We start from the raw sequence: 15,272 nt of genomic DNA on the forward strand, positions 1-15,272 counted from the left end.
CCCCCTGTCACCGGTACTCCGAGAGCCTGCGCCCGACGCCGGCGACCGCGGCCGCCGCGCCGAGCACGGCCAGCACGGCGGCGCCGACGGACAGTCCGGTCATCGCGTTCCGCCCGTCACCGGCGGCGCGCTGGAATTCGCTCTGCTCGTGGCCGATGGCCAGGGCGAGATTGCGGTCGACGCTGTCGAAGCACGCCCCGGTGGCGTCCGCGCCGCCGATCACCTTGTCCAGCGCCTGCTGGTAGTTGCCGTTCTCGTCCTCGGCGCGGGCCGAGGCGTGGCGCTGCTTCCACACCGCCATGTTGCCCTCGGCCGCCTTGACCGGCCCGGTGCCCGCGGTGTCGTCGGCGAGCCGGCGGGCGTCGGTGAGCCCCTTGGCGAGCACGGTCATGTCCCGGTCGAAGTCGTAGTAGTAGGCGTCGTACGTCTGCCCGCCCACCGTGACGGTCTCGGCGCCGCGGGCCACCAGGCTCAGGTTCTCGTTGCCCCGTGCCTTCAGGGAGGCGATGCGGGCGTCGTGCAGGACGTTCAGCGAGCGGACGCCGTTGTCGTAGGAGCCGTTCAGGCCCGAGCGGGCGACCGTGTGCCCGACCACCAGCCACAGCACCGCCGCCGCGGTGGCGGCGGAGGCGGCGACCAGGCCGTGGTTGAGGACCCGGTTGGTGCGCCGGTAGGTGCGGTGCTGGGCCCAGCCGAGCGCGGCCAGGGCGAGCACGCCGAGCGCGATCGCCGCCCACGGGTAGGGCGTCGCGTCCGCGTAGTCGGCGTTCAGCCGCTGGTTCTCCTTCTTGTAGAGGTCCTCCGCCGCCGGGAGCATCTCCTTCTGCATCTTCTCGTTCGCGTAGCGCAGGTAGGCGCCGCCGACCGGATAGCCCTGCCGGTTGTAGGTGCGGGCGCGCTCCACGAGCCCCTTGTACTCGGGCAGCAGCTTGTTCAGCCTGGCGACGGCCGCCTCCGACGGCGACCCCGGCTCGGAGTTGGCGGCGGCGGTGACGAGGCCCGCGGCGGCCGTGCGGATGTCCTTCTCGTAGCGGTCTCTGGACTGAGCGGTCTCCTGACCGCCCGCCAGGAACCCGCTGGACGCGGCCGTGTTGGCGTCGGCCAGCGAGCGGTAGATGCCGGCGGCGCCCGAGCTGAGCGGCTGGCTGCTGTGCAGCACGTCGTCGGCCGCGGCAGCGCGCTCGGCGGTCTGCCAGGCGGTGACCGCGCCGAACGCGACGACCAGCACGGCGAGGACGGCGCCGATGACGCGCAGCCGCCCCGGCTCGGTGGTCGCGGCGGCCCGCAGCCGGTCGGCGCCCTCGGCGAAGGCGGTACGGCGGGGCGCCGGGGGCGGGCTCGGCCGGGCGGGCGGCGCCGGGGGCGCGGACTGCGGGGGGACCGCGGGCATGACGGCGCCCGCCGGCGGCGGTGCCGTGCTGCTCTTCGGCGGGTGTGTCACCTGACCTCCCCCGTGGTCATCCGTTCGCCGCCAAGTATTGCGGCACGGACCGACATCCGCACCGGCCTTCGCTGGATCTTGGTCGGATCGCTGCGTCCCCCGCCCATGAACACGCCCTGGGCACGTGTTCGGTTCCCGTGGCCGCCCGCCCCCCGGCGGCCACGGTGTCAGCTCCGGCCGGTGTCCCAGTGGGCGCGGGCCCGCTCCAGGGCCGCCGCCGACGCGCGCAGTCGGTCCAGGCCCAGGAGGACCGCGCCCAGGACCGGTGCGGCCGTGACCACGCGCACGTCCGCCTTCGGCGCGCGGGACGCCAGCAGGTCGCGCACGCCGTCGTCGAGCCGGGCGTGACCGGCGCTCAGGACGCTGCCGCCCAGCAGCACCGGCGTCTGCTCGCCGAGGAGGCCGAGCCGGGTCAGGGCCACGGTGGCCATCGTCGCGACCTCGTCGGCGAGGCGGTCGACGAGGGAGCGGGCGATCGCGTCCCCCCGCGCCGCCGTGCGGAACAGCACCGGCGTCAGCTCGTGCCGGCGGCCGTGCTCGACGTGCCCCAGGTGCAGGGCCTCGATCAGCGCGTACATGGACGGCAGGCCGAAGTGGGCGGGCAGGGCGCGGGCCAGCTCGGTCGCCTCGCCCCGGCCGTCCTCCGCCCGGGCCGCGTACCACAGGGCCTCCTCGGCCAGCCCCCAGCCGCCGCCCCAGTCACCGGAGATCCGTCCGACGGCCGGGAAGCGCGCGGTGCGGCCGTCGGGGCGCATGCCGACGCAGTTGATGCCGGCCCCGCACACCACGGCCACGCCCCGGGGCTCGGGCACGCCCGCCCGCAGGATCGCGAAGGTGTCGTTGCGGACCTCCACCGAGGCGCCCCACGCGCGCGCGTGCAGCGCGGCCGCCAACTGCTCCTCCTCCACCGGCAGGTCGGCGTTGGCGAGGCAGGCGGAGACGTGCGAGACCGAGTTCACGCCCGCGTCCGCGAAGGCCCGCGCGACCGGTTCGGCGAGGGCGTCCACCGCCGCCCCGACACCGACCGCCGGCGGGCGGAAGCCGCCGCCGCGGGCCGTGGCCAGCACCTCGCCCCCGGCGGTGACCACGGCCACGTCGGTCTTGCTGTTGCCGGCGTCGATGGCGAGGACGGTCGGGGTCAGGCCCACGCGAGGTGCTCCCGGTTGTGCGCGACCAGCCGGTCGGTGAGGGCTTCGGCGTACTCGTACTGGCCGACGAGCGGATGGGCGAGCAGGGCGCGGAAGACCCGGTCCCGGCCGCCCCGCAGCGCCGCCTGAAGCGCCAGCTGCTCGTAGGCCGTCACGTTCGCCACCAGGCCCGCGTACAGCGGGTCCAGGTCCGGCACGGCGAGGGGCGCGGCCCCGGACGGGCCCACCGCGGCCTGCACCTCGATCACCGCGTCGTCCGGGAGGAACGGCAGCGTGCCCTTGTTGAGCGTGTTGACCACCTGGTACGGGCTTCCCGTGCCGCCGCCCAGCAGGGCCGCCGCCAGGTCCACGGCCGCCTCCGAGTAGAAGGCGCCGCCCCGCTTGGCGAGCAGCGCCGGCTTCTCGTCCAGCGCCGGGTCGCCGTACATCGCGAGCAGTTCGCGCTCCATCGCGGCGACCTCGGCCGCCCGGGACGGCTTGGTGCGCAGGTCCCGCACCACCTCGTCGTGGGCGTAGTAGTAGCGCAGGTAGTAGGAGGGGACCACGCCGAGGCGGTCCAGCAGGGGCCGGGGCAGGCGCAGGTCGCCGGCGATGGCGTCACCGTGCGCGGCGAGCAGTCCGGGCAGCACGTCCGCGCCCTCGGGGCCGCCGAGCCGCACCCCCGTCTCCCAGGTCAGGTGGTTCAGGCCGACGTGCTCCAGGTGCACGTCCTTGGGGTCGGTGCCCAGCAGGGCGGCGAACTTGCGCTGCAGCCCGATCGCCACGTTGCACAGGCCGATCGCCCGGTGCCCGGCCTCCAGCAGGGCGCGGGTGACGATGCCGACCGGGTTGGTGAAGTCGATGATCCAGGCACGCGGGTTCGCCCGGCGGACGCGCTCGGCGATGTCCAGGACGACCGGGACCGTGCGCAGCGCCTTGGCGAGGCCGCCCGCGCCGGTCGTCTCCTGGCCGACGCAGCCGCACTCCAGCGGCCAGGTCTCGTCCTGCTGCCGGGCGTCCTGGCCGCCGACCCGGAGCTGGAGCAGCACGGCGTCGGCGCCGTCCACGGCCGCGTCCAGGTCGGAGGTGGTGACGATGCGGCCGGTGTGGCCCTGCCTGGCGAAGATCCGCCGGGCCAGGCCGCCCACCAGCTCCAGGCGCTCGGCGTCCGGGTCCACGAGGACGAGTTCCTCGACGGGCAGGGCGTCCCTGAGCCGGGCGAAGCCGTCGACGAGTTCGGGGGTGTAGGTCGAGCCGCCGCCGACCACGGTGAGTTTCATATGCAGTTCAACCTTTGACTCCGGTGAGGGTGACGCCCTCGACGAACGCCTTCTGGGCGAAGAAGAACACGAGGATCACTGGGGCCATGACCAGCACGGTGGCGGCCATGGTGAGGTTCCAGTCGGTGTGGTGGGCGCCCTTGAAGGACTCCAGGCCGTAACTCAGCGTCCAGGCGCCGGGGTTCTCCGAGGCGTAGATCTGCGGGCCGAAGTAGTCGTTCCAGGCGTAGAAGAACTGGAACAGGGACACCGCCGCGATGCCGGGTCTGGCCATCGGCAGCACCACCCGCACCAGGGTCCTGAGGTCACCGCAGCCGTCGACCTTCGCGGCGTCCACGTACTCGTTCGGGATCGTCATCAGGAACTGGCGCAGCAGGAAGATGGAGAAGGCGTCCCCGAACGCCATCGGGATGATCAGCGGCCACAGCGTGCCCGAAAGGCCGAGCTGCTTCGCCCAGAACAGGTACATCGGGATGACGACCACCTGCGGGGGCAGCATCATCATCGAGATCACCAGCATGAGTGACAGATCGCGGCCCCGGAAGCGGAACTTGGCCAGCGCGTACGCCACGGGGATCGAGGACGCGACGGTGAGCACGGTGCCGAGCCCGGCGTAGACCAGGGTGTTCTTCCACCAGGTGAGGAAGCCCGGGGTGGCGAAGACCTGGCGGTAGTTGTCCCACTCCCAGGTGTGCGGGACCAGGTCCCGGCTGAGGGCCTGGCTGTCGCTCATCAGGGAGGTGAGGAACACGAACACGAAGGGGAGGGCGAAGAAGAGGGCGGCGGCGACGCCGAGGGAGTGCACCGCGATCCACTCCAGCAGCGCCCTGCGCCGCGCCGTGCGCTCGGCGCGCGAGACGGCCGGGACCGTCCCGACGGGCTTCTCCAGTACCTGGGTCATGGTCAGTCACCTGCCTGTACGAGTCCGCCCCGGCGCCGCATCAGCAGCGCGGTGAACGCCATCGACAGGGCGAAGAGGACCAGGGCGACGACGCACGCGGAGCCGTAGTCGAAGCGCTGGAAGCCGAGGTTGTAGACGAGCTGGGGGAGGGTGAGGGTGGACTTGTCCGGGTAGCCGGGCTCGAACTGGGTGCCCGCGCCCTGGATCACGCCCGAGGCGACCTTTCCCGCGATCAGCGGCTGCGTGTAGTACTGCATCGTCTGGATCACGCCGGTCACCACGGCGAACATCACGATCGGGGAGATGTTCGGCAGGGTGACGTAGCGGAAGCGCTGCCACGCCGACGCGCCGTCCAGCTCGGCCGCCTCGTACTGCTCCGCCGGCACGTCGAGCAGCGCGGCCATGAAGATGACCATCAGGTCGCCGATGCCCCACAGCGCGAGCAGGGTCAGGGCCGGTTTGGACCAGGCCGCGTCGTTGAACCAGCCCGGCGCCGGCAGGCCGATCCGCTCCAGGATCGAGTCGACCGGGCCCGTACCGGGGTTGAGCAGGAAGGCGAAGGCCATGGTCGCGGCGACCGGCGGGGCCAGGTAGGGCAGGTAGAACAGGGTGCGGAAGACGCCGGCGCCGGTCCTGATCCTCGTGATGAGCAGCCCGACCCCGAGCCCGAAGACGACCCGGAGCGTCACCATCACCACGACCAGCCACAGGGTGTTGCGCAGCGCGGGCCAGAACAGCGGGTAGTGCTCGAAGACATAGGCCCAGTTCCTCGTGCCGCTCCACGTCGGCGGCCGGAAGCCGTCGTAGTGCATGAAGGAGAAGTAGACCGTCGAGATCAGCGGGTACGCGAAGAAGACGGCGAAGCCGATCAGCCAGGGCGACATGAAGGCCGCCGTGCGCAGCGCCGCCCGGCGGCGCCTGGAGCCCAACGTGGTGGCGGCCATGGCTACCGGGCCTGCGCGATGTCCGTGTCGATCTGCGCGGCCGTCTTCCTCAGCCCGGCCTTCAGATCGGTGACCTTGCCGCTCTCGTAGTCGTACCCGAACTGCTGGATCGTCACCAGGTACACACCGCCGTTGACCGAGGCGGGGGTGGTGGTCGAGTCCGGGTCGGCGGCGATGTCCAGGAACGTCTTGAACCGCGGGTCGTACTTGAGCTTCGGCGACTTCAGCGCGGCCAGGGTGGAGGGCACGTTGTGGATGCCGTTGGCGAAGCCGACCACCGCGTCGGTGTCCGTGGTCATGTACTTCACCAGCTCCCAGGCCGCGTTCTGCTTGTGGCTGGTGGCGGCGATGCCGGCGATGGTGCCGGTGATGTAGCCCTTGCCGTACTGGCCGGCCTGGTCGTCCGGGACGGGCAGCGGGGCCACCCCGATCTCGAACCCGGGCTTGGCCTGCTCGGCCATGCCCAGCCGCCACTCGCCGTCGAGCTGCATGGCGACCTGGCCGGTGTGGAAGGGGTGCCTGGGGCCCCACTCGTCGCCGAGGGTGGCCCGGAACCTCTCCAGCTTCTGGAAGCCGCCGAGTTCGTCCACGAGCCGCTTCTGGAGCGTGAAGCCCTTCTCGAACGCCGGGTCCGTCGCCAGGGCCGACTTGCCGTCCTTGCCGAAGTACGTGGGCGAGAACTGCCCGAAGTAGTGCTCGGTCGTCGACTCCCAGCCGTGGTAGTTCGGCATGAAGCCGAGCTGCTTGTAGGTGCCGCCCCGGGAGACGGTCAGCTTCTTGGCGTCGGCCTCGAACTCGGACCAGGTCTTCGGCGGGGCCGCTATGCCGGCCTTCGCGAAGGCCGTCTTGTTGTAGTAGAGCCCGTAGGCGTCGCCGAGCAGCGGGACCGTGCAGCGGTCGCCGTCGAACTGGGTGTACTCGTTCATCGGCTTCGGGAACGTCGTCCGCGGGTCGATGCCCGACTTCTCGAAGAAGGGGTTCAGGTCGATCAGGGCGCCCGAGGAGCAGAACTTGCCGACGTTGTTGGTGGTGAAGGAGGAGATGACGTCGGGGGCGCGGTCGCCGCCGGTGCGCAGCGCCTGGTTGATCTTGTCGTCGGTCATGTTGCCGACGACGTTCACATGGATGTTGGGGTGAGCCTTCTCGAACCCGGCGACCAGGGACTTCACCGCCTTCACCTCGTTCGGCGCGCTCCAGGCGTGCCAGAAGTTGATCGTCGTCTCCTTCGATGCGTCGTCGGACGCGCCGGAGCCGGACTGGCCGGTGCAGGCGGTGGCGAGCAGGGCGAGGGAGGCGGTGAGGGCGAAGGCCGCTTTTCGGGCGGTTCCGGATAGGGCTGTGGGCATGACGAGGTCTCCCGGGGACGGGGGTGGGTGAGGAGGGAGTGCTTCGGTGGGGCTCGGGCGTTCAGCGCGAGGTGTCGAAGACCTCGTCGCGGGTGGTCGCGAGCGCGGACTCCAGTGCACCGCGCAGCACGGGGTGTTCGGTCACGTCGCCGACGACCAGCCGGGGGCGGGCCGCGGCGAGCTCCTCCAGCTCGGCCTGTACGAGGGCGCGCAGCACCTCGCCGCCGGCCGTCAGGGCGGAGCCGCTGAGGACCACGAGTTCGGGGTCGAGGACGGAGACCAGCGAGGCGAGACCGGTGGCCAGCCGGGTCGCATAGGTTTGCAGCAGTTCCCGGTAAGGTCCGCCGGCGTGGTCGGCCGCCCGCGCCAGCAGCGCCGCGGCCGCCTCGGTGTAGGGGCCCGCCGGCACGTCGGTGATGCCGAGTTCACGGGCCAGTTTGGGCACCGCCTGGGAACCGGCCAGCTCCTGGTAGCCGCCGCTGTTGGCCCTGGTGACCTGGCGCACCAGGGGAGCGCCCGGCACGGGCAGGAAGCCGACCTCGCCGGCGCCGCCGGTCCAGCCGCGGTGCAGCCGGCCGCCGAGGACCAGGGCGGCGCCCATGCCCTCCTGGTTCCACAGCAGGACGAAGTCCGCGTGCCCGCGGGCCGCGCCGAGCCGCTGTTCGGCGACGGCGACGAGGTTGACGTCGTTCTCGTACTCCACAGGCATCGGCAGCGCGGCGGCGAGCTCCTCGAGGAGGCTGGGGGAGTGCCAGCCGGGCAGGTGCGAGGCGTAGCGCAGCCGGCCGGTGCCCGGGTCGAAGGCGCCCGGGGTGCCGATGACCAGCCGGTGCACGTCCGGCCGGGCCAGCCCCGCGGCCTTCACCGCCCCGTCGAGGGCCTCGGTGACCTGCTGCACGACGGGCCGGGCCGGTCGCCGGCCCGGGGTGGGTAGCTCGTACTCGCCGACCGTGCGGCCGGTGACGTCGGCGACGGCGGCGCGGATGCGGTGCGGGGACACGTCCATCCCGGCCGCGTGGGCGGCGTCCGGGTTCACCGCGTAGAGCTGGGCGCTGGGGCCCGGCCGGCCCTCGCTGGTGCCGGTGGCCCGGACCAGTCCGGCCGCCTCCAGGCGGGCCAGGAGCTGGGAGGCGGTCGGCTTGGACAGGCCGGTGAGCTTGCCGATCCGGGTGCGGGACAGCGGCCCGTGCTCCAGGAGCAGGTCCAGCGCGGCGCGGTCGTTCATGGCGCGCAGGACGCGCGGGGTGCCCGGCGTACCGGCGGTTCCTGCCATGCGGTCGACACCTGCCTCTCCGGCTGCCCAGCTTTTCAGTGACCCGGGCGGGTCGTCCAGCCTTGATCGACGAGTGCCCGGAGATCACTGTTAGGAAAGTTTCCTATTGGCGTGGGAGGAACGTAAGCCCAGGACGAAGAGGGCGTCAATAGACAACGCCCCCGAGGCAACGGAGTCGTTACCTCGGAGGCGTGGGGCCCGGGCGCCGGCGGTGCGGTGCCCGGCGGTGCGGTGCCCGGCGGTGCGGCTACTTGCCCGGAGCGGACGGGCGCCGGGTGGCGATCGGGGCGGCGGCCGCCGACTGCGGGGACTCCGCGTTGGCGTACACCGACGGCGCCGCGACCGCCGCGGTCGGGTCCGGGGCGTCCTCGACGTCCTCCACGGCCGTCGCACCGCCGACGATGCGGATGCTCGCCGCGTCGAAGGCCCGCTTGACGCGCCAGCGCAGCTCGCGCTCGACGGCCACCGACTTGCCGGGCATGGTCCGCGCCGACAGCCGCACCACCATGGAGTCGATCAGCACGCTGTCCAGGCCCAGCACCTCCACCGGGCTCCACAGCAGCTCGTTCCAGGGCTCTTCCTTGGTCATCTTCTCGGCGACCTCGTCCAGGACGGCCTTCACCCGGTCCAGGTCCTCGCTCGCCTTCACGGTCACGTCGACCCCGGCGGTCGCCCAGCCCTGGGAGAGGTTGCCGATCCGCTTGACCTCGCCGTTGCGGACGTACCAGATCTCACCGCCGGCCCCGCGCAGCTTGGTCACCCGCAGCCCGACCTCGATCACCTCGCCGGAGGCCACGCCCGCGTCGATGGTGTCGCCGACGCCGTACTGGTCCTCCAGGATCATGAAGACACCCGAGAGGAAGTCCGTGACCAGGTTCCGGGCGCCGAAACCGATCGCCACGCCCGCCACACCGGCCGAGGCCAGCAGCGGCGCCAGGTTGATCTGGAAGGTGGACAGCACCATCAGCGCGGCCGTGCCGAGGATCAGGAAGCTGGCCACCGAGCGCAGCACCGAGCCGATCGCGGCCGCCCGCTGCCGCCGCCGCTCGACGTTGACCAGCAGCCCGCCCAGCGCGCTGCCCTCCGAGGCCTGCACCGTCCGGGTCATGCGGTCGATCAGTTTGGTGATCGCCCGCCGCACCACCGCTCTGAGCGCCACCGCCACGACCACGACCAGCACGATCTGCAGGCCCATGGCCAGCCAGGTCGACCAGTTCTGCTCGACCCAGGTCGCGGCGTTCGTCGCGTGCTCCTGGGCGTCCTGCAGGGTGGGGACGGGCTGCACCGTCGAACCCGGGGGGGACGGCGTGGGGGACGCGCCGGCGGCCGCAAGGACGGCGGACAAGGACACGACAGGTACCTCCATGGTGCTGCGCGGCCCGATCCGGTGGGGCGGTCAAGGTCTTCACGATCACGAAATGGTCACCGGACGGACAGAGTCAACACACTAACGGGGCATCGTGTGCGCCCCGCGCCGTTCCGCTCAAGGGAGACCGGTCTCACCAGGGCTTGAACAGGGCGTGCTGCGGGGGACACCTCAGGTGTGGTCGAAAACACTCCCAGCCCGTTACCGGGACATGGTGGCGCGTCCACCAGGCATGAGGGGAGACTGACTGCAGATCGTCCCGGCGCGAGCCACGCGCCGCCGACGCCCAAGGAGGCACCCGTGCCGCACGTCCTGGTCCTCAATGCGTCGTACGAGCCGCTCGGCGTCGTACCGCTCCGCCGCGCGCTCGTCCTCGTCCTGGAGAACAAAGCGGTCTCCCTCGAGGAATCCGGCGCCTTCATGCACAGCGCCACCGTCACAGTCCCCGCACCCAGCGTGGTCCGGCTGAAGCGATTCGTCCGGGTTCCCTACCGGGGGCCCGTTCCTCTCACCCGGCGCGCGCTGTTCGCGCGCGACGGAGGCCGGTGCATGTACTGCGGTGGCGTCGCAACCAGCGTCGACCACGTCATCCCGCGCAGCCGCGGGGGCAAGCACGTCTGGGACAACGTGGTGGCCTCGTGCCGCCGCTGCAACCACGTGAAGGCCGACCGTCACCTCGTGGAGATCGGCTGGCGGCTGCGCCACAAACCCGCCCCGCCCACCGGTCTGGCCTGGCGCATCATCGGCACCGGACACAGGGACCCGCGCTGGCTGCCCTACCTGCAGCCGTACGGCGCGGACGACGCCATGGCCCGGATCGACGGCATCTCAGCCTGACGGTCCGGGCCTTCGCGTACCCCGTGGCCGGACGGCCTCCGTTCAGCCGCGGGGTCCTTCGGCACGCGCACCGCGCACCGCGTACAGCGCGGCGCCCAGCACGAACGCGGTCAGCGCCGCCGCCCAGGCGCCCGGTTGCGCGCCCGGCTGCACCGGCCACGCCCACACCGTGACCGCGCGCCCGCGCGCCCCCGCGGAGGCGAGATACACGGCCGTCACGTAGCCGAAGGCGGGCAGCCAGCTCAGCCTGGCGCCCAGCACGACGGCCGCGGCGGCCGTGACGCCGGTGCAGCCGAGCGTGTTGCGGACGACGGCGGGCGGCCCGAAGGTCTCCGGGTGTCCCAGCACGGCCAGCGGCAGCAGCACCGCCGCCAGTGCGGTCAGCGCCCCGAGCTGCGTCAGCCGCAGCGGCCACCAGGGCCGTACGGCGGTCCGGTCCAGCTCGTCCGACGCCGAGTACAGGCTGGTGCCGATCACGGCGGACGCCAGCAGCGGGGCCAGGGCGACGACCGGCACCCGGCGGTAGGGGTCCAGGTAGGCGTCCAGGCGGCCGGCGGCCCACACCGCGAAGACGGTGGTGGCGGCCAGTGCGAGCAGGGTGAGGGGGAGGGCGCGCGAGCGGGCGTGCAGGAGGGGGCCGGTCACAGGGCGGGCACCCCCTTCGGGTCGCAGGCGGCCCGGGCGGTGAAGTACGCCGACAGCCACGCCCGGCGCTCCCGCTCGGACATCCCTGCCAGCCTGGCCCGGGCGGCGCGGCGCTCGCGCAGGTCGGCGCGGCGGGCCGCGTCGGCCCGTGCCCAGCGCTCGTCGGACGCCCTGAGCGCCGGGCCGGCCGGCGCGAGGAAGGCCCGCACGGCGTCGTCCGCGACGTCCACCCGGTGCGGCTGCTCGGCGTCGGGGCAGTCGCCGCGCAGGCCCAGCGCCGCCGTGGCGGACCAGGCGAACCCCGTGGGGTCGGTCAGCCGCCCCCGCACGGCCGTCCAGCCGAGCGGCGTCAGGTGGGGCAGCTCGGCCTCGTCGGCGTGCGGGGCGCCGTCGCGGTCCTCCCACCGCACCGGCAGGCCCCGCACCCCCTCCAGCCTGCCCGTGACTCCCGAGAGCGCCCCGGCGACCTGCGGCAGCATCCCCGCGTACCGGGCGTTCACGCAGACCGCCGGGGTGGTGGAGGTGTCGCACACCTGCCGGCGCGCGAGCGGGGCCTCGTGCCACAGCCCGTCCCCGGTCTGCGTCAGCACCGCCCCCGCCGCCACGGCCGCGGCCAGCGGCAGCAGGGCCGTCACCCGGCGCCGCGCGGCGTACGCGAGCGCGGCGGCGAACGCCAGGCCCGCCGTCCACACGGCCATCGAGACCGGCTGCCACCACACCGGGACGTCGGTGTCCATGATCGGGAACGCCGGGTCGAGATGACGCACGGAAGCCGAACGGCTCGCGGACAGCACGCCGAGCCCCACGTACCCGGCGATCGCCAGCAGCGGTGCGGCCAGCCGGGTGGGGGCGACGCGGCCCACCACGTGCCCGAGCAGCGCGGCCGCCGCCACCGCCACGGTGTCGCCCGGCAGCAGGGCCGGGTACGGCCGGTCGCCCTGCGCGTAGGGCCACGTGGCGAGCATCGCCAGGCCCGCCGCGGCCAGGTAGCCGGCGGCCGTCCAGAGCGCGACCGGCAGGGCCGGGGCGAGGAACCGGGCGAGCGGCGCCCGGGCGGCCGTCCCCCAGAGCTCCTCGGTACGCCGCCGCCGCTCCCGCCCGCCCTGCCAGCAGCCCGCGGCGGCGGCCAGCGGCCCGGCGATCAGCCCGGCGACGTGGGTCTGGGCGGCGGTCTCCGCCCAGCCGCCCTGCCAGCGGGCGGCGGAGCCGGCCAGCAGGACGCCGAGGGTGAGCAGCACGGCGGCCCCGGCGAGCGGCGCGAACCCGCGCAGGGCCTCGGCGCGCAGCGGGTGGGGCTTCCGCGAGGCTCGTGTCTTCCGGTCGGTCGTGAGGTTCATCGCACCGAGGCTCATCGCACCGACTCCCGCGTCTCCGCGCCGCCGCGGTGGGCGCGCAGCGCGGCCGTGTAACCGCGCTCGATCGGGTGGTCGCCGGGCCCGTCCGAGGTCTCGCCCGTCAGCGTGAGCGAGCGCGGGGTGCCGCGGTAGGCGATGCGGCCCCCGTCGAGGAGCGTGACCTCCGTGCAGGCGGCGGCCACGTCCTCGACCAGGTGGGTGGAGACCACCACCGTGGCCGAGGCGCCGAGTTCGCGCAGCAGCTCGCGGAACTCCACCCGCTGCTCCGGGTCCAGACCGGCGGTGGGCTCGTCCAGCAGCAGCACGCTCGGCTCGTTGACGATGGCCTGGGCGATGCCGACCCGGCGGACCATGCCCCCGGACAGGGTGCGGATCTTCGCGTCGGCGCGGTCCGCGAGACCGACCCGGGCCACGGCGTCGGCCACGGCGGCCGGGACGCGAGCGGCGGGCATCTCCTTCAGCCAGGCCACGTACGCGACGAACTCGCGCACGGTGAATCCCGGGTAGTAGCCGAACTCCTGCGGCAGATAGCCCAGCCGGCGCCGGATCGCGGTCCGCCCGCCGTGGCCGGCGGTGTCCTGGCCGAGGATCTCGACCCGCCCGGCGGACGGCCGGGCCACGGTGGCCAGGACCCGGATCAGCGAGGTCTTCCCGGCGCCGTTCGGCCCGAGCAGCCCGTGCACACCGGTGCCGAGGTCCAGGTCCACGCCGTCCAGCGCGAGATTTCTCCGGTGCCGGACCCGCAGGCCGGACACGAGTATCGAGTTCAAGGGGTCTCCGTGGATGGATGCCGGTGCCGGCCACAGGCGGCGGTGGTCACCGGGGTACGGGGCGGTGGGCGGCGCGTCGGGCGCCGGGCGGTGCTTCGGGGGCCGCGGGTTCGTGGGGCCGCGGACAGGGACGGGCCCCGGGCCTGGCTGCGGACGCGGGGTGGTTCGGGCGGTTGCGGGTCGTGCCGGCCGGGGTGGTCGGCCGGGTGTGGGTGGTGTGGTCAGGGGCCGTAGACGCCTGGCTTCGGCGGTGTCACCGCGACGGTTCGGGGGTTCACGGGCCACGCCGCGGTCCCTTGGGCTGCGGGTGGTGCCGATCAGGGGGCTGCGGGCTCGGGGTGCCGGTGGCGGGGGCGTGCGCCGGGCGGTGCGGCCGGGCCTGGGGCCGGTGGGGGCGCGGCCGTGAGTGAGGCGGTGCGGCCGGCCCCGTGGTCACCGGGGGGCGAGGCGGTCGTAGGCCGGGCGGCGGAGCGTCAGGAGGGTGGCGCTCAGGGCGGCGGCCGCCGCCCAGCCGCCCTGCGCGCCCGCCCCGTCGAGGCAGCGGGACAGCTGCTCGGCCAGCCGTGCGGTGACCTCGCCGCCCGGGGCCCCGGGCACGGGCGCGCCCACGGCGCACAGCCAGCCCCCGGCCGTGACCCCGGCCGCCGTACGGCAGCCGACGAAGGAGGCCAGCGCCAGCGTGCCCAGGGCCAGGGCCAGCCCCGGCAGCAGCCAGGCCGCGGCGGCCGGGGCGCCGGAGGCGGGCAGCAGCAGCCCGGTCAGGGTCAGCAGCGGCACGCTCACCGCGAGCACGGCGGCCGTCCGGGTCAGCGCCAGCCGCAGCCCGCCGCGCGGACCGGCCGCCGCCACCTCGTACAGCGGGTCGGCGTGCGGCCCGTAGGACAGGGCGACCCCGGCCACCGGCACCACCGGCGCGACGGCCAGCAGCAGCGCCCGCGTGCCGGGCACACCGCCCCCGTACGCCAGGGCCATCGCCCCGGCCGCGACGAGCAGCACGGCCGGCAGCCACGCCCCCCGCACGGCAGGTCCGGCGGCCCAGAGCAGCCGGGCGAACCGGGACGGCGCTGGCGCGGGCGCCGGGCCCGGCACAAAGCGGGACGCCCCCGCGGGCGCCGTGCCGAGCACCGCCTCCCGCACCTCGTCCAGCACCGCCCCGGCCGCCGTGCCGCGCACCGCACGCGACACCAGCGCCGCGCATCCCGGGCAGCTCTCCAGATGCACCTCCAGGGACCACGCGTCCGGCTCCGCGAGGGAGCCGTCGGCATAGCGGGCGACGAGGCCGGCCGACGCGTGCCAGACGTGCGCGTTGCCGTGGGTCATGCCGTGCCTCCCAGCGGGGACGGGTTCAGGTGGGCCAGCGCGGACCGCAGTTCGGCGCGGGCACGGTGGGCGCGGGACTTGACGGTGCCCTCGGGTATGCCGAGCAGCCGGGCCGCCTCGCGGGTGCTCAGCCCGTCGACGACGGTCGCGCGCAGCACCTCGCGCAGCTCGGGGGAGATCCGGTCCAGCGCGGCGCCGACGTCCCCGTACTCGAGACCCGCCAGCACCCTGTCCTCCGCGGAGGGCGCGGTGGCCGGCCCGCTGGAGCCGTCCGACGGCTCCAGCGGCCCGCCGGCCACCCGCGCGGCCCGCTCCTGCGCCCGTCGCGCGTCGACCAGCCGCCGTGCCGCGATCGTCCACAGCCAGCCGCCGGTCTCCTGCCCGCGGTGCCCGGCCGCCGACCGCCACACGGTGACGAACGTGTCCTGCAGCACCTCACGGACGACCTCCGGATCGGCGCAGCGCCGGGCCAGCCGTGCGTGCAGCCATCCGGCGTGCCGGTCGTACAGGTCGGCCATGGCCGCCGGATCGCCCGCCGCGACGGCCCGCAGCAGCGCCGCGTCCCCGTCGCCGTCCTTCTCCCGCTGGCCCCCCACGGGGCGGAACAGTCTCACACCCCCTCTATCGGCCACCCGGCCGCCGCCGGTTCACGCGATGCGCACATCCG

Annotated in this window: 14 protein-coding genes; 1 reads left to right on the forward strand and 13 read right to left on the reverse strand. The window is 74.2% G+C overall.

The genetic code is table 11. The features are described from left to right. Positions 1-7: 7 nt before the first annotated feature. From ACFQ9Z_RS03955 to ACFQ9Z_RS03990, 8 genes are all read right to left on the reverse strand, one after another. The gene (locus ACFQ9Z_RS03955; protein ID WP_383011791.1) at positions 8-1,390 is read right to left on the reverse strand and encodes a hypothetical protein; all 1,383 of its coding nucleotides are present in this window, start codon (positions 1,388-1,390) and stop codon (positions 8-10) included. Positions 1,391-1,608: 218 nt separating this feature from the next. Beyond that, positions 1,609-2,589 (reverse strand): N-acetylglucosamine kinase, encoded by a 981-nt coding sequence (locus ACFQ9Z_RS03960; protein WP_383010423.1) that lies wholly within the window; start codon positions 2,587-2,589, stop codon positions 1,609-1,611. After that, the gene (locus ACFQ9Z_RS03965; RefSeq protein ID WP_383010425.1) at positions 2,580-3,848 is read right to left on the reverse strand and encodes a 6-phospho-beta-glucosidase; all 1,269 of its coding nucleotides are present in this window, start codon (positions 3,846-3,848) and stop codon (positions 2,580-2,582) included. The genes ACFQ9Z_RS03960 and ACFQ9Z_RS03965 overlap by 10 nt, the downstream gene beginning before the upstream one ends. Positions 3,849-3,855: 7 nt before the next feature. Then, positions 3,856-4,749: a carbohydrate ABC transporter permease gene (locus ACFQ9Z_RS03970; protein WP_383010427.1), complete on the reverse strand. Its 894-nt coding sequence runs from the start codon at positions 4,747-4,749 to the stop codon at positions 3,856-3,858. Positions 4,750-4,751: 2 nt separating this feature from the next. After that, the gene (locus ACFQ9Z_RS03975; RefSeq protein WP_143632418.1) at positions 4,752-5,693 is read right to left on the reverse strand and encodes a carbohydrate ABC transporter permease; all 942 of its coding nucleotides are present in this window, start codon (positions 5,691-5,693) and stop codon (positions 4,752-4,754) included. A 2-nt stretch (positions 5,694-5,695) separates the two neighbouring features. Further along, a complete protein-coding gene (locus tag ACFQ9Z_RS03980; RefSeq protein WP_383010430.1) occupies positions 5,696-7,039 on the reverse strand; it encodes an ABC transporter substrate-binding protein in 1,344 nt (447 codons plus the stop codon). A gap of 61 nt (positions 7,040-7,100) precedes the next feature. After that, the gene (locus tag ACFQ9Z_RS03985; RefSeq protein WP_383010432.1) at positions 7,101-8,312 is read right to left on the reverse strand and encodes an ROK family protein; all 1,212 of its coding nucleotides are present in this window, start codon (positions 8,310-8,312) and stop codon (positions 7,101-7,103) included. A 247-nt stretch (positions 8,313-8,559) separates the two neighbouring features. Beyond that, the gene (locus ACFQ9Z_RS03990) at positions 8,560-9,663 is read right to left on the reverse strand and encodes a mechanosensitive ion channel family protein (RefSeq protein WP_383010434.1); all 1,104 of its coding nucleotides are present in this window, start codon (positions 9,661-9,663) and stop codon (positions 8,560-8,562) included. A gap of 315 nt (positions 9,664-9,978) precedes the next feature. Between ACFQ9Z_RS03990 and ACFQ9Z_RS03995 the strand changes: the two genes are divergently transcribed. Then, entirely contained in the window at positions 9,979-10,515 is a 537-nt protein-coding gene (locus ACFQ9Z_RS03995) for an HNH endonuclease (protein ID WP_055522363.1), read from the forward strand. 42 nt (positions 10,516-10,557) lie between these two features. Here the strand turns inward: ACFQ9Z_RS03995 and ACFQ9Z_RS04000 are convergent, their stop codons facing one another. From ACFQ9Z_RS04000 to ACFQ9Z_RS04020, 5 genes are all read right to left on the reverse strand, one after another. Next, a complete protein-coding gene (locus tag ACFQ9Z_RS04000; RefSeq protein ID WP_383010437.1) occupies positions 10,558-11,160 on the reverse strand; it encodes a hypothetical protein in 603 nt (200 codons plus the stop codon). Next, positions 11,157-12,497 (reverse strand): hypothetical protein, encoded by a 1,341-nt coding sequence (locus ACFQ9Z_RS04005; RefSeq protein WP_383010439.1) that lies wholly within the window; start codon positions 12,495-12,497, stop codon positions 11,157-11,159. The genes ACFQ9Z_RS04000 and ACFQ9Z_RS04005 overlap by 4 nt, the downstream gene beginning before the upstream one ends. A gap of 11 nt (positions 12,498-12,508) precedes the next feature. After that, complete coding sequence (locus ACFQ9Z_RS04010; protein ID WP_383010441.1) at positions 12,509-13,285, reverse strand: ABC transporter ATP-binding protein; 777 nt, start codon at positions 13,283-13,285, stop codon at positions 12,509-12,511. A gap of 432 nt (positions 13,286-13,717) precedes the next feature. Further along, a complete protein-coding gene (locus tag ACFQ9Z_RS04015; protein WP_383010443.1) occupies positions 13,718-14,605 on the reverse strand; it encodes a zf-HC2 domain-containing protein in 888 nt (295 codons plus the stop codon). After that, complete coding sequence (locus ACFQ9Z_RS04020; RefSeq protein ID WP_383010445.1) at positions 14,602-15,219, reverse strand: RNA polymerase sigma factor; 618 nt, start codon at positions 15,217-15,219, stop codon at positions 14,602-14,604. The genes ACFQ9Z_RS04015 and ACFQ9Z_RS04020 overlap by 4 nt, the downstream gene beginning before the upstream one ends. Positions 15,220-15,272: the final 53 nt, after the last annotated feature.

This window comes from Streptomyces sp. NPDC056580 (genome assembly GCF_042793175.1).
Lineage (GTDB): Bacteria > Actinomycetota > Actinomycetes > Streptomycetales > Streptomycetaceae > Streptomyces.